The following is a 12,716-nucleotide window of genomic DNA, read 5'->3' on the forward strand; positions in this document are numbered from 1 at the left end:
GGTCGGTTAGGAGGAGACCCGGGTCTTTCGCCCAACGCCAGGCGACGGGTGCGAACGGTTCACTCGGCACAGTGACCATACACGAACCGCTCGACGGACGTCGACCGCGCCGACGAGTTGAAAGAGTTAATCGGAACCGCCCGAAAGAGGAACGCATGAGTGGCGACGGGTGGTTCGTCGACGGCGATTTCGAGGCGTCTCGAGCGCGGATTCGGACCGGAACGGCCGCCGAACCGGCGGACTGGCCGACCGAGGCGGTGGAAGCGGGGTTCGCCGCCGACCGGTCGGCGTACTACGACGCGCTCCAGGAGGCGACCGTCGAGGCGACGACGGCGGCCGTCAGGGAACGCGAACGAGCCGACGACCAGCAGCTGGTCCACGCGATCAGGGCGCTCGACGACTGTCGGCGAACGGCGAACGAACTCGCCGAACGGCTCGCCGAGTGGGCGGGGACGGTCGACCCCGATGCCGGGTCGGGAATCGAGTACGCGCGGTCGCTGACCGGGAACGAGACGGCCAGGGAAGACGTGGGGGCACCAATCCAGTCGCTGGCCGCCCGCGTCACCGACCTGGCGGACGAGGCCGATTCCCTCGAGGCGTACGTCGAGCGTCGGGCACCGACCGTCGCCCCCAACCTCTCGGCGCTCGCCGGACCGTTGCTCGCCGCCAGGTTGCTCTCGCTGGCTGGCAGTCTCGAGACGCTAGCGAAGAAACCCTCCGGGACCGTTCAGGTGCTCGGCGCCGAGGAGGCCCTGTTCGCCCACCTTCGCGGCCACGCCTCCTCGCCCAAACACGGAATCATCTTCACTCACGAGGCCGTCCGCGGGACCCGCCTCCAGGACCGCGGCTCGGCCGCCCGCGCCCTCGCCGGGAAGCTCACTATCGCAGCCCGGATCGACCACTACTCCGGGGACTATCGCCCGGAACTCGAGGCCGAACTCGCCGAGCGGATCGAGACGATTCGGGCTCGAGCCGAGAACGACGGAGGTGACGACGATGAGTGAGGGATCGTCGCCATCGCTTCCCGAGGGCGTGGAACGCCGCGAAATCAGCGGCCGAGAACGACTCGCAACGCGCGGCGAACCCGTCTACGGCGAGCCGACTGACGGCCCATGGCGGGCGTGGGATCCGTCCAGGTCGAAACTCGGCGCGATGCTCGAGTTGGGCATGGATACGGGCCTCGAAGGTGGTGAGACCGTCCTCTACCTGGGGGCGGCCAGCGGCACCACGGTGAGCCACGTCGCCGATTTCTCCGGCCCGACCTACGCCGTCGAGTTCGCGCCCCGCCCGACGCGGGATTTGCTCGAGGCTGCCGCATCCCGTCCGCGGCTCTTTCCGCTGTTGAAGGACGCTCGCAAACCCGAGACCTACGCCCACGTCGTCGAATCGAACGTCGACGTCGTCGTCCAGGACGTCGCTACCCGCGGGCAGGCCGACGTCGCCGTGCGAAATCGCCAATTTTTGGACGAGGACGGGCGGCTCCTCCTCGCGGTGAAAGCCCGGAGCGAGGACGTGACCGCGGATCCCGACGCGGTGTTCGAACGGGTTCGCGAGGAACTCGAGGAGTCCTACGAGGTGCTCGATGTGCGACGCCTGGACGCGTTTCACGTCGATCACCTGGGAGTCGTTGCACGGCCGCGGTTGGAGTGACTGAAGTGGCTGGTCTGGCCGAAGTGACCGAAGTGGCTGGTCTGGCCGAAGTGACCGAAGTGGCCGGTGTGAGCGGAGTGGCTAGTGTAGCCAAAGTGGCCGGTATGGCCGAAGTGGCCGGAGTGGCCGAGGTAACCAAAGCGATCAGATGTAACCGAAGCGACCGAACGACTTCCAGCACCTCCCGACGGATTCGGACGCGAAGCCCCCCTGGCGTGCCGACTCCAAACGGTATTTACTACCGGATGGAGAACAGTCGGGCAATGGAACGCGGGTCGCCGGAATCGTTCACGCGAATGGGGACGCTGGGGATCGAAGAGGAGTACTTCGTCGTCGACGACCGCGGGCGCCCGACGAGTGGCAGCGACGAACTGGTGTACGAACACGAGCCTCCAGACGTACTCGAGGACCGCCTCGACCACGAACTCTTCAAGTTCGTCATCGAGACACAGACACCGCTAATCGAGCACCCGTCACAGGCCGAAGACGCCTTGCTCGAGGTGCGTCGAGCGCTTCTCGAGCACGCCCACGACCACGGCTTTCAGATTGCCGCCGCCGGCCTCCACCCGCTCGCGCGCTGGCGCGAACTCGAGCACGCAGAGAAGCCTCGCTATCGATCGCAACTGGATCGCATCCAGTACACACAACACCGGAATACGACCGCCGGCGTCCACGTCCACGTCGGCGTCGACGACGCGGACAAGGCGGTGTGGATCGCCAACGAACTGCGCTGGTACGTCCCGATCATGCTCGCGCTGTCGGCGAACTCGCCGTTCTGGGACGGGTTCGACACCGGTTTACACTCCGCTCGAGCCAAGATCTTCGAGGGACTGCCGAACACTGGTATGCCGACGTACTTCGAGGACTTCGCGGCCTTCGACGCCTACGAACGGCGGATGCTGGAGACCGACTCGATCGAGGACCGCGGCGAACTCTGGTTCGATGTGCGCCCTCACACGGGCCACGGCACGGTCGAAATTCGTACGCCGGACGGCCAGGCCGACCCCGACGTGGTGATGGCGTTTGTCGAGTACACCCACGCGCTCGTGAAAAGTCTCGCCGAGGCCTACGAGGACGGCGACCCTGGCACTGCACGACGTCACCGGCGCGAACTGCTCGACGAGAACAAGTGGCGGGCGATCCGCCACGGCCACGACGCCGCGTTCATCGACCGCAACCTGGAGGGAACAGTCTCGCTCGGCGAACTGGTCGACCAGGAGAGTGAGCGACTCGGCATCGACGGCATCCAACGGGTGTACGACCGCGAAAGTGGCGCCGAGCGACAGCGACGAATTCGCGAGGAGGAGGGCGTGGACGCCCTCTGTGAGTCGTTGCTGGTCGAAGCCTGACCGGACTCGAGTGCTGAACCCAAAGTGAGAACGAACCGGCGTCGGTCGATTCTGGAGGGCCCTCATACCGCGCTCGCTTCGATCGAGACGCCGTACAGCTACCCTCGACCCAGACACGGGAACGATTCGAGACTAGTGGTTCTGGGTGATTACGCCACCGTCGCCTTCGTGAGCAGATACTCCATCGGGACGCAGTTGCGGTGGTCGTCGAAGTACCGCCCGATCGTCTCGACCGTCTCGTCACGGAGCGCAGGACGGTCTGCCTGGTCGATGGGCTCGAGGGCGACGATGAACAGTCCGGACTCGGTCGTCGCGCTCTCCCAGTAGTGCTCTGGTGAAAGAGCGGGAATCAGCACCGAGGCAGTTTCGAACGTAATCTCGTCGACCCCACTGCCAATCCGGTCGCGTACGACGGCGGAATCGCCCCACAGTGACGGTGGGTCCGGGGCGTTCGGATTCGGAGGAAGATACTCGCGAACCACGGCACCCATCGCGGGGACGACACTCGAGGGTGTCCAGGAGGTGAACCCGACGGTCCCGCTCGAACGCGTGACGCGAAGCAGTTCGCGTGCGGCGTCGTCGGGCGGCTCTGCAAACATGTGGCCGACACAGGAGAGCGTCACGTCGAACGTATCGTCGTCGAACGGTAGGTCTGTCGCGGTCCCTTCGTGCCACTCGACGTCGACGTCGGCGATCGTCGCGTTCTCTCGAGCCACCTCGAGCATCGTCGGAACGAGGTCGAGACCGGTCACGGTCGCCCCGCGTCTGGCGGCGGTGAGGGCGACGTTTCCCGTTCCACACGCAACGTCGAGGACGGTTTCGCCCTCGGTGACGGCAGTGGATTCGACGAGGTGAGCCGCCATCGATAGGAAGTGTGGCGCGATGTCTGGATAGGAGCCCAACGACCACACGCGCATCGCTCGTTCCTCCGGGGGTGGCGGTTCCGTAGTCATACCCGATATATGTTCCTTGGTAGCATAGATCTATGCCTCGAGTAGACGGAGTCTCGAGCCGGTGCCAATACCCCACAAACGTTTAACACCGCCGTCATCGTTGTCCTAGCCGAGAGGACACATGACTTCTGACAATACCGATGAGCGTCGGGTACCCGACGAATCCGACGCCCATCCCGAGGCGGGCGAGGGCGAGGCGACCGACGCGTCGCCACGGGGCTCGTCGGCGTCACCTGGCGATACAGCCCGGACCGAAGCGGGCACCCCGGATCGGACGAAGACCGCCGACGAGGTCGACCAGCGAATCGTCGACCTCCTCTCCTGGATTCTCGACACCGAGACCCGGGCGAAGATTTACATCCACCTGCTGGCCAATCCAGGGAGCACGTCGGAGGAAGTGTCTCGAGGGACGGGGCTGTACCCGAGTACGGTTCGCGAGGCACTGGCGGAACTGCACGGCGAAGACCGCGTTAGCCGACAGAAACGGGCGAGTGGTGGCGCCGGCAACAATCCCTACGAGTACACGGCGATCCAGCCGAGCGAACTCGTAGGCGGCGTCCTCGATCAGGTCCAGCGCGAACTCAACACGATATTCACCCTCGATCGACTCCTCGACCGCGAGAAGATGAACGACGAAACGGTGTCTAAGCCCGTAACAATTGTCGTCGACGACTCGAATGACTTCCACGATTCGAGCGGGTCAAGCGCCTCCAACGACTCCAACGATCTGACCGACTCAAACGAGTTCACAGACAAAACGGAACGCGAGAAATAGGGCTCGAGTTCTGACGACGAACGCAACCAGGACGGCGACGAACTCGAGGAGCTCGACGGCAATTCGAGCGGTGCGGATCCGAGGAACGATCGAGGGCGAGTCGGCGAGCGGGAGTGACGGGGCGCGATACCGTTTCTTCCGCGGCTTACCGTTCACTTCGCTCATCGTTCACTTCGCTCATCGTTCACTTCGCTCATCGTTCACTTCGCTCATCGTTCACTTCGCTCATCGTTCACTTCGCTCATCGTTCACTTCGCTCATCGTTCACTTCGCTCATCGTTCACTTCGCTCATCGTTCACTTCGCTCATCGTTCACTTCGCTCATCGTTCACCTCTCTCGTCGTGCGCCCGAATTTCGTGGACTCGAGTTCCGGCTCTCGAGTTCCTGAATTCCCGTCTCACAATCTATTTCAGTCTGATCCCGGTACAATCCCGTGATGCTCTCTGCCGTGTTAGTCGTCGGCGTCGTCGCTTCGTTGTTCGTCGGGTTCAACATCGGCGGATCGTCGACGGGGATCGCCTGGGGGCCCGCCGTCGGTGCTGGACTGCTCAAGAAAACGACCGCCGCAGCGCTGATGACGTTCTTCGTCTTCCTGGGCGGGTGGACGGTCGGCCGAAACGTGATGGACACGCTCAGCGAAGGAATCATCACGACCGAAATCAGCCTCACGGCCGGCGTCGCCGTGCTCTTCTTCATCGGCTTCGGGATCCTCGTAGCGAACGTCTTCGGGGTCCCCGTCCCCACCTCGATGACCACTGTCGGAGCCATCGCCGGCCTCGGGCTGGCGACGGACACGCTCAATTTCGCGACGATCGGCGAAATCGTGACCTGGTGGATCGTCACCCCGGTCGTCGGCCTCTGGGTCGGGGCAGTGCTCGGCCGCTACGTCTACCCGGAACTCAATCAGCGGTACGCGATCCGGAATACGCCGGGTCCGTTGCTCGCCCTCGACCGGAGCGGCAATTTCCCGAAACCCGCCCTCGGGCCGAACACAACCCGGCAGGAACTGGCCGGAACGGTTGTCGTCTTCGTCGTCGGCTGTTACATGGCGTTCAGCGCCGGCGCCAGCAACGTTCCGAACGCCGTCGCCCCGCTCGTCAGCAGTAACGCTATTCCGGACAACACCGCGATCATCATCGCCACGGTCGCGATTGGAATCGGTGGCTTTACCATCGCGAGACGGACGATGGAGTCAGTGGGGAGCGAACTCAGTGACATACCGCTGCTGGCGGCCCTGATCGTGATGCTTACGGCCTCGACGATCACGACGACGCTCTCGTACATGGGCATCCCGATCAGCCTCGTCATGGGATCGGTGATGACCATCGTCGGCCTCGGCTGGGGGCGAGCAACGCGTCCGATCGCCGCCCGAGACGTTATTCGCGGAGACACCGACGTCGAAATCGAGATGGGCGCGTTGACCGCAGAACCGCAGGCGCCGGTGACGAAAATCGGCGAACGTGAGCCCCCTGAGGTGTTGAACGCGAGCGATCTGTTCAATCCGCGAGCGATCATGAAGTACGTCTCGATGTGGATCATCGGGCCGTCGCTCGCGACGATTCTCTCCTATCTGTTCTTCGTCCTGGTTCCGATTAGTACCTAATCACCTCCGTCCCGCGATTAGCACCTGATGGCGTTCGGCTCCCCAACTATCGGCCAGTACCGACCCAACGTCGTCGCTCACTCGAACGCAGGCGCCTTTTATCCGGGTTCTCACCGTAGACACCAGCATGATCTCACGCGTTCTCGTCCCGATCGACGATTCCGAGATGGCCGAACACGCCCTCGAGCACGCCCTCGAGGTGTACCCCGACGCAGACATCACCGTGATGCACATCGTCGGCGAACCGTCGCCGATGTGGGGGGAAGCGGCCGGACTCGCGCTGTCCGACGACCTCGAGGCGTCCGCCGAAGCGAGTGCCGAACCGGTACTCGAGAAAGCGGCGGCCGTCGCGGCAGACCACGGTCGAGAGATTACGACGACGGTGCAACTCGGCCATCCCGCGCGGGCGATCGTGAACCAGGCCGAAGACTACGACGTCGTCGTGCTCGGGAGCCACGGCGGTTCGCTCCTGGATCGGGTCATCGTCGGGAACGTTGCCGAGACGGTTTTCCGGCGGTCGCCGGTTCCCGTGACGGTCGTGCGATGACTCTAGTGAGTTCGGGCTCGAGAGACAGCTCTGTTGAAACAGCACTCATCAGAATAGCTGATACAGGTGAATGTGGACTGGTCGGTTTTATCGCTAACGGAGTGGTTTTATTACTATCACGTGATATTCTGGAGTATGAGTACACTCACTGATCGGCGGTTCCTCGCCTTCTGTTTCATTTCCGCCCTTATCGGCGTTCCAACAGCCGTTTTCACGTTTCCTAACAACGGAATTATGATTCTCGCCGTTCCTATTGTGGTTCTAACGATACTGATGTTTGCCGATGGGCTTGTGACTTCTACGTGAGTTCTGTCCTAAACGGTCTCTCCTCGAGTGGCCCCAACAGGCCTCGAGGCGCTTACGCGTCCTCGTCGTTCGCCCGTTCGTCGTTCGTCTTATCGACCGACTCCTCGATCAACTCCTCGACCTGATCCTCGCGCGGTCGCCGGTCGACGCGCTCTTCCACCGACTCGACCTGGGCCTGCACCTCGCTCACCTGCTTGCCGACGGATTCCTCGACGGCCGCTCCCACGCTCTCTTCGACCTGCTGGCCGACCTGTGCCTGGACCGTCTCCTCGACAGTTCGTTCGACCTGCGGGGTGACCGTTTTCTCGACGGTCTGCTCGAGCGACTCTTCGACCTGTTCGCCGACTTGCTGGCCGACCGTCTCCTGGACGGTCTCGCCCACGGTCTGTTCGACCGTTTCCTCGAGGACCTGGGTCATCCACTCGGGGTCGAACCGGGCCATCTTCCAGACGACGTGGATGACGTAGGCCACGAAGACCCCGATCCCGAACGCGATCCCGATTCGCGAGTTCTCGAGCGTCGCGATGAGGGCGATCGCCAGGAAGATCAACACGCCATAGGCGATGTCCACCGCGGCGTCGATTTGCGCCGGTCGCATCGTCACCGACCTCCCTCGACTCGAGCGTCGGCCATCGGTGCGACGGGAGTGATCGAACGCGAGGCGACTCGGCCGGCGGGTCCGCGCTGAGTAGCGCGGCGACGAACACGGCGATTCATGTGGTCGAGACGAACGTCACGAACGGAGGAAACGTTTTGGGTATCCGCCGGGAGCGAATCGCTGGAGCGGTCGGCATCGGCCGAAAGCGGGAGGCGAGGTACTAGTATCGAAGCCTCGATATAGATTTTATAGTATCGGGGAGATTCGAATCATTCTCGTCTGTCGCTCACCGTCTCCGTAGCGACGGCCGAGCGGACGATTTTTGCCCCCTGCCCGTCCACATCGAGTGAATGCTGCGCAAGGAACTGCTCCGCGTCTCCCGGGCCGGCGGCGGCTACCACCTCCAGTTCGCCGACCGCGAGCACCGGCCACTTGCTGCCCGCGTCATCGGGACGTTCCAGGGCCACGTCGGGGAGCAGTGGGGAACGCTCGAGGACGCGCTGGCCGGTCTCGAGGCCGACGCGCCCGACTTCAAACTCGCTCGGGGATTCGCCGCCCTGTGCGAGCGCGAGGCCACCTTCGAGACGGACGCTCCCTTCGATCCCGAACGGATTCGCCCGGCGGTGTTCGAGGCGGCCGAAGCCGTCGGCGTCGTCGCCGAGGAAGAGCGGGCGATGGCGCTCGTGGGCGCCGCGGAAAGCCGCGACGTGTCGGCGGACGCCCTCGAGGCGGGCCTGTTCGCCGACCTCGAGGAGCGCCAGGTGCTCGCCGAATTGGACGTCCCGTGGGATCCGAACGGCCTCGTCGCCCAGTACAACCTCTCGCTGGCCCAGACGGCGCTGTTCGACGCGACCGAGGTCCGCGTTCGGTCGTCCGATCCGAAGGCGTTGATTTCGGCGGTCAAACGGCTCCGGCTGATGTACGAAATCGAAGTTCCAGAGGAGGGAGACCGAATCGTCGTCGTCACCGGCCCCACCGCACTCTTTCGAGCCACCAGACGGTACGGAACCCGGTTCGCACGCCTCCTGCGCACCGTCGCGAAGGCCGAGGAGTGGTCGCTCGAAGCGACGATCGACGACCGGGGAACCGAGCGGACGCTCACGCTATCGGACGCCGATCCCGTGCGGGTGCCCGACACCGACCCGGTCACCGAAGTGTCCTTCGACAGCGGCGTCGAGATCGATTTCGCCGCCCGATTCTCGAACCTGGACCTCGAGTGGGATCTCGTTCGCGAACCCGAACCCCTATCGACGGGGACGCGGGCGATGATCCCCGACTTCGCGTTCGACTACCGTCACGACGACTTCCGGGTCTACTTCGAGATCATGGGCTTCTGGACGCCCGAGTACGTCGAGAAGAAACTCGGCCAGCTCGAGGGCCTCGAGGACGTGGACATGATCGTGGCCGTCGACGAGTCCCTCGGGGCCGGCGAGGCCATCGAGGCAAGAGACCACCGGGCGATCCCGTTCCGCGGAACGGTTCGATTGAAGGACGTCGCCGACGTGCTCCGCGAGTACGAGACGGATCTGGTCGCGGCGAGTGCCGAACGCCTCCCGGACGAACTGGTCCTGGACGAGGACGTGATCGCGCTGGCCGACCTCGCCGCCCGCCACGGCGTCGGAGAGGACGCCCTCGAGGCGGTGGCGTTTCCCGACCACGAACGTGTCGGACGATCGCTCGTTCGCCCCGGCGTGCTCGCGGCGCTGCGAGAGGACCTCGAAGCCGGGCTTTCGCTGGCCGAGGTTGAGACGGTCCTCGAGGAGGTCGGACTCGCGGAGACGAGTGCCACCCTCTCGCGACTGGGGTATCGCGTCGAGTGGGAGGGGTTGGGCGGTGGCGTGTTACGCCGAAGTGAGTGACGCGAGTCACACTGGCAGGTGAGTGACGCAAGTCACGCGAAGAACGCGAATCACGATGGCGGGCCGATCAGTCGCCGTCGCCGGTCAACTCCTCGAGTGCGTCGAGGTATCGCTCGCGAGGCACCTGGTACAGCTCGCGGAAATCGATCTCGCCCGCGGCGAATCGCTCGGCCAGGTCGAGCGTGCAGTCGACGGCCTCCTCCCTGGTCGGAAATCGGTTGGTCTCCTGGAGGTGGACTTCCGGTTCGAGGTAGAGGGTGACGTGCCAGTCGTGCTCGGCGGACCGGTTGCCCGGGTTGACGCCTGGACGGCGTGACCGTTTGCCGTGAGTGAGATACAGCGTCGGGAGACACGCGGCCGGATACTCGTCAGCGTCGAACACGTCTGGACGGTAGGCGAGGACGACTCGACCGTCGTCCTGGTCACTCCAGACGGTCCAGTCCTCGGGGAGGTCGGCGAAGTCGCTCATTGGTAGTACCCGGTATACGCACACGAGCCCTAAAGCGGTACTGACACCGGCTGGTGCTCTGACACGGGTTCGAGAGTGTGATATCGGAACGTGCGCGCGAGCAAAATCGGCTCACAGCCGCCCTCGACTTATATACGCCGCGGCACTATTCGACCATGTTCTGTGTCAACATACAAACGTTCTTGAACGGAATTGCCGGAAAAAGGTCCTGGTAAATATCTTTTGGGGCTATGCTTAAGTGTCTCGAATACACACTCATTAAACACTATCGATATCCGATCGGCGGATCGATCCACTTCACACGGTGCACTGTCGACACAGGCGATGAACGAGTCGCCGCGTCGACGGAGTGGTGAAGGTTCACACATGACAATCCCTGCGAATGCCGCCCGAGCGACTTCGCCTATCCGACCGGTACCGAGAGTGGCGAGTCTCGACGGATCGAGACGCCATCGTCGCCCAGTCGGATTGACCGAAGTGAACCGAATCGGTACGGACGGCCCCGGCTGTGGTTCCCAGCCCAACACAATCCATGACTAGTGACATCGAAACCCTCGAGACGCTGAGCAGCGATTACAAAGCATCCGTCCCCGAGGACCTTCGGGAGACGCAATCCTTCGACTGGTACCTCGAGGCGTGCTACGAAGATCCGAAGATCACGCGAAACGCCCACCAGCGCGTCGCGGACATGTTCGACTTCTACGGCACGTCCTACGACGAGACCGAAGGCGTCGTCGAGTACCGACTCGCGAGCGAGGATCCGCTGGGTGACGGCGAGAACACGTTCTACGGGACCGTCATCCACCAGTCGATCCACGAATTCGTCAACAAGGTCAAATCCGGCGCCCGGCGTCTGGGTCCGGAACGACGGATCAAACTCCTGCTCGGCCCGGTCGGCTCCGGGAAATCGCACTTCGACAAGCAGGTGCGCAAGTACTTCGAGGACTACACGCTCCGCGAGGAGGGTCGCATGTACACCTTTCGCTGGACCAACCTCGGTGACGTGATCCGCGACCAGGACCCGACCGACGACACGGTCCGCTCGCCGATGAACCAGGACCCCCTCGTTCTCCTGCCGCTCGAGCAGCGCCAGACGGTGATCGACGCCCTGAACGAGCGACTCGACGCACCGTACACGATCCGCAACGAGCAGAGTCTCGATCCCGAGAGCGAGTTCTACATGGACAAACTGCTCGCTCACTACGACGACGACCTCCAGCAGGTGCTGGCGAATCACGTCGACATCGTCCGCCTCGTTGCCGACGAAAACAAGCGCCAGTGTCTCGAGACGTTCGAACCTAAGGACAAGAAGAACCAGGACGAGACCGAGTTGACCGGCGACGTCAACTACTCCAAGATCGCCATCTACGGCGAGTCCGATCCGCGCGCGTTCGACTACTCGGGGGCGTTTTGTAACGCCAACCGCGGCATCTTCTCCGGCGAAGAACTTCTGAAGCTCCAGCGGGAGTTCCTCTACGACTTTCTGCACGCCACCCAGGAGATGACGATCAAGCCGAAGAACAACCCCCGGATCGACATCGATCAGGTGATCGTCGGCCGGACGAACATGCCCGAGTACAAGGACAAGAAGGGCGACGAGAAGATGGAGGCGTTCAACGACCGGACCAAGCGCATCGACTTCCCGTACGTCCTCTCCTACGAACAGGAGTCACAGATCTACGACAAGATGCTCGCCAACGCCGACGTCCCCGACATCAACGTCGAGCCCCACACCCTCGAGATGGCGGGCCTGTTCGGCGTTCTCACCCGGATCGAAGAGCCCGACACCGAGACGGTCGATCTGCTCTCGAAGGCGAAGGCCTACAACGGCGAGATCGACGAGGGCGACGACCTGGACGTCAAAAAGCTCCGTGAGGAAGCCGCCCGCAAGGCCGTGATCGGCGAAGGGATGGTCGGCGTCTCCCCACGGTTCATCGGTGACGAGATTGCCGAGGCGATCATGGACTCGAAGCACCGTTCGCGTGGGTTCCTCTCACCGCTAACGGTGTTCAACTTCTTCGAGGAGAACCTCGAGCACCACGGATCGATCCCCGAAGAAAATTTCGAGCGCTACTACCGCTACCTCGAGATGGTTCGCGAGGAGTACCGCGAGCGCGCCATCGAGGACGTCCGCCACGCGCTGGCCTACGACGTCGACGAGATCCAGCGCCAGGGCGAGAAGTACATGGACCACGTCATGGCCTACATCGACGACGACACCATCGAGGACTCCCTGACGGGTCGCGAGCAGGAACCCGACGAGACGTTCCTGCGCTCGGTCGAGGAGAAACTCAACGTGCCCGAGGACCGCAAGAACGACTTCCGCCAGGAGGTGTCCAACTGGGTCTCCCGCCGCGCCCGCGAGGGCGACACGTTCAACCCGCAGGACAACGAACGTCTGCGCCGCGCCCTCGAGCGAAAGCTCTGGGAGGACAAGAAGCACAACATCAACTTCTCCGCGCTGGTGAGCGCCAACGAGTTCGACGACGACGAGCGCAGCGCCTGGATCGACGCCCTGATGGAACAGGGCTACTCCGAAGCCGGCGCGAAGGAGGTGCTCGAGTTCGCTGGCGCGGAGGTCGCCAAAGCCGAAATCGAGGACTAAC

The 12,716-nt window shown here is 63.4% G+C and carries 11 protein-coding genes; 8 read left to right on the plus strand and 3 right to left on the minus strand.

From position 1 onward, the window contains the following. The first annotated feature begins 155 nt into the window (after nucleotides 1–155). From NGM15_RS03970 to NGM15_RS03980, 3 genes are all read left to right on the plus strand, one after another. Nucleotides 156–1,004: an NOP5/NOP56 family protein gene (locus tag NGM15_RS03970; protein WP_253435548.1), complete on the plus strand. Its 849-nt coding sequence runs from the start codon at nucleotides 156–158 to the stop codon at nucleotides 1,002–1,004. Then, complete coding sequence (locus NGM15_RS03975; RefSeq protein ID WP_253435550.1) at nucleotides 997–1,650, plus strand: fibrillarin-like rRNA/tRNA 2'-O-methyltransferase; 654 nt, start codon at nucleotides 997–999, stop codon at nucleotides 1,648–1,650. Before NGM15_RS03970 ends, NGM15_RS03975 begins: the two co-directional genes overlap by 8 nt. Before the next feature lie 263 nt (nucleotides 1,651–1,913). Then, a complete protein-coding gene (locus tag NGM15_RS03980; protein ID WP_253435552.1) occupies nucleotides 1,914–2,999 on the plus strand; it encodes a glutamate--cysteine ligase in 1,086 nt (361 codons plus the stop codon). Between the two features lie 149 nt (nucleotides 3,000–3,148). On the opposite strand, the gene NGM15_RS03985 is transcribed toward NGM15_RS03980, so the two are convergent. Next, on the minus strand, nucleotides 3,149–3,952 hold the full coding sequence (locus tag NGM15_RS03985; RefSeq protein WP_253435554.1) for a class I SAM-dependent methyltransferase: 804 nt from the start codon (nucleotides 3,950–3,952) through the stop codon (nucleotides 3,149–3,151). A 121-nt stretch (nucleotides 3,953–4,073) separates the two neighbouring features. Between NGM15_RS03985 and NGM15_RS03990 the strand changes: the two genes are divergently transcribed. The 3 genes from NGM15_RS03990 (at nucleotide 4,074) to NGM15_RS04000 (ending at nucleotide 6,878) form a co-directional block, all read left to right on the plus strand. Then, on the plus strand, nucleotides 4,074–4,727 hold the full coding sequence (locus NGM15_RS03990; RefSeq protein ID WP_253435557.1) for a helix-turn-helix domain-containing protein: 654 nt from the start codon (nucleotides 4,074–4,076) through the stop codon (nucleotides 4,725–4,727). Between the two features lie 437 nt (nucleotides 4,728–5,164). Next, nucleotides 5,165–6,331, plus strand: coding sequence for an inorganic phosphate transporter (locus tag NGM15_RS03995; protein ID WP_253435560.1), 1,167 nt, complete (start codon nucleotides 5,165–5,167; stop codon nucleotides 6,329–6,331). A gap of 127 nt (nucleotides 6,332–6,458) precedes the next feature. Next, nucleotides 6,459–6,878, plus strand: coding sequence for a universal stress protein (locus tag NGM15_RS04000; RefSeq protein WP_253435563.1), 420 nt, complete (start codon nucleotides 6,459–6,461; stop codon nucleotides 6,876–6,878). A 358-nt stretch (nucleotides 6,879–7,236) separates the two neighbouring features. Here the strand turns inward: NGM15_RS04000 and NGM15_RS04005 are convergent, their stop codons facing one another. Further along, nucleotides 7,237–7,782 carry a hypothetical protein gene (locus tag NGM15_RS04005; RefSeq protein WP_253435565.1) on the minus strand — a complete coding sequence of 182 codons (546 nt, stop codon included), beginning with the start codon at nucleotides 7,780–7,782 and terminating at the stop codon, nucleotides 7,237–7,239. Nucleotides 7,783–8,132: 350 nt separating this feature from the next. On the opposite strand from NGM15_RS04005, the gene NGM15_RS04010 reads away from it, so the two are divergent. Next, entirely contained in the window at nucleotides 8,133–9,641 is a 1,509-nt protein-coding gene (locus tag NGM15_RS04010) for a DUF790 family protein (RefSeq protein WP_253435568.1), read from the plus strand. Between the two features lie 67 nt (nucleotides 9,642–9,708). On the opposite strand, the gene NGM15_RS04015 is transcribed toward NGM15_RS04010, so the two are convergent. Next, the gene (locus NGM15_RS04015) at nucleotides 9,709–10,110 is read right to left on the minus strand and encodes a DUF5820 family protein (RefSeq protein WP_253435571.1); all 402 of its coding nucleotides are present in this window, start codon (nucleotides 10,108–10,110) and stop codon (nucleotides 9,709–9,711) included. 532 nt (nucleotides 10,111–10,642) lie between these two features. On the opposite strand from NGM15_RS04015, the gene NGM15_RS04020 reads away from it, so the two are divergent. After that, nucleotides 10,643–12,715, plus strand: coding sequence for a PrkA family serine protein kinase (locus tag NGM15_RS04020; RefSeq protein WP_253435574.1), 2,073 nt, complete (start codon nucleotides 10,643–10,645; stop codon nucleotides 12,713–12,715). The last annotated feature ends 1 nt before the right edge of the window (nucleotide 12,716 follow it).

The sequence above is a fragment of the Natronosalvus halobius genome (genome assembly GCF_024138145.1).
GTDB classification, from domain to species: domain Archaea; phylum Halobacteriota; class Halobacteria; order Halobacteriales; family Natrialbaceae; genus Natronosalvus; species Natronosalvus halobius.

Coding starts and splice junctions, on each gene's coding strand:
- NGM15_RS04020 (WP_253435574.1), top strand. CDS start 10,643: ATGACTAGTGACATCGAAACCCTCGAGACGCTGAGCAGCGATTACAAA.
- NGM15_RS03995 (WP_253435560.1), top strand. CDS start 5,165: ATGCTCTCTGCCGTGTTAGTCGTCGGCGTCGTCGCTTCGTTGTTCGTC.
- NGM15_RS03985 (WP_253435554.1), bottom strand. CDS start 3,952: ATGACTACGGAACCGCCACCCCCGGAGGAACGAGCGATGCGCGTGTGG.
- NGM15_RS04015 (WP_253435571.1), bottom strand. CDS start 10,110: ATGAGCGACTTCGCCGACCTCCCCGAGGACTGGACCGTCTGGAGTGAC.
- NGM15_RS03975 (WP_253435550.1), top strand. CDS start 997: ATGAGTGAGGGATCGTCGCCATCGCTTCCCGAGGGCGTGGAACGCCGC.
- NGM15_RS04000 (WP_253435563.1), top strand. CDS start 6,459: ATGATCTCACGCGTTCTCGTCCCGATCGACGATTCCGAGATGGCCGAA.
- NGM15_RS03990 (WP_253435557.1), top strand. CDS start 4,074: ATGACTTCTGACAATACCGATGAGCGTCGGGTACCCGACGAATCCGAC.
- NGM15_RS03980 (WP_253435552.1), top strand. CDS start 1,914: ATGGAACGCGGGTCGCCGGAATCGTTCACGCGAATGGGGACGCTGGGG.
- NGM15_RS04005 (WP_253435565.1), bottom strand. CDS start 7,782: ATGCGACCGGCGCAAATCGACGCCGCGGTGGACATCGCCTATGGCGTG.
- NGM15_RS03970 (WP_253435548.1), top strand. CDS start 156: ATGAGTGGCGACGGGTGGTTCGTCGACGGCGATTTCGAGGCGTCTCGA.
- NGM15_RS04010 (WP_253435568.1), top strand. CDS start 8,133: ATGCTGCGCAAGGAACTGCTCCGCGTCTCCCGGGCCGGCGGCGGCTAC.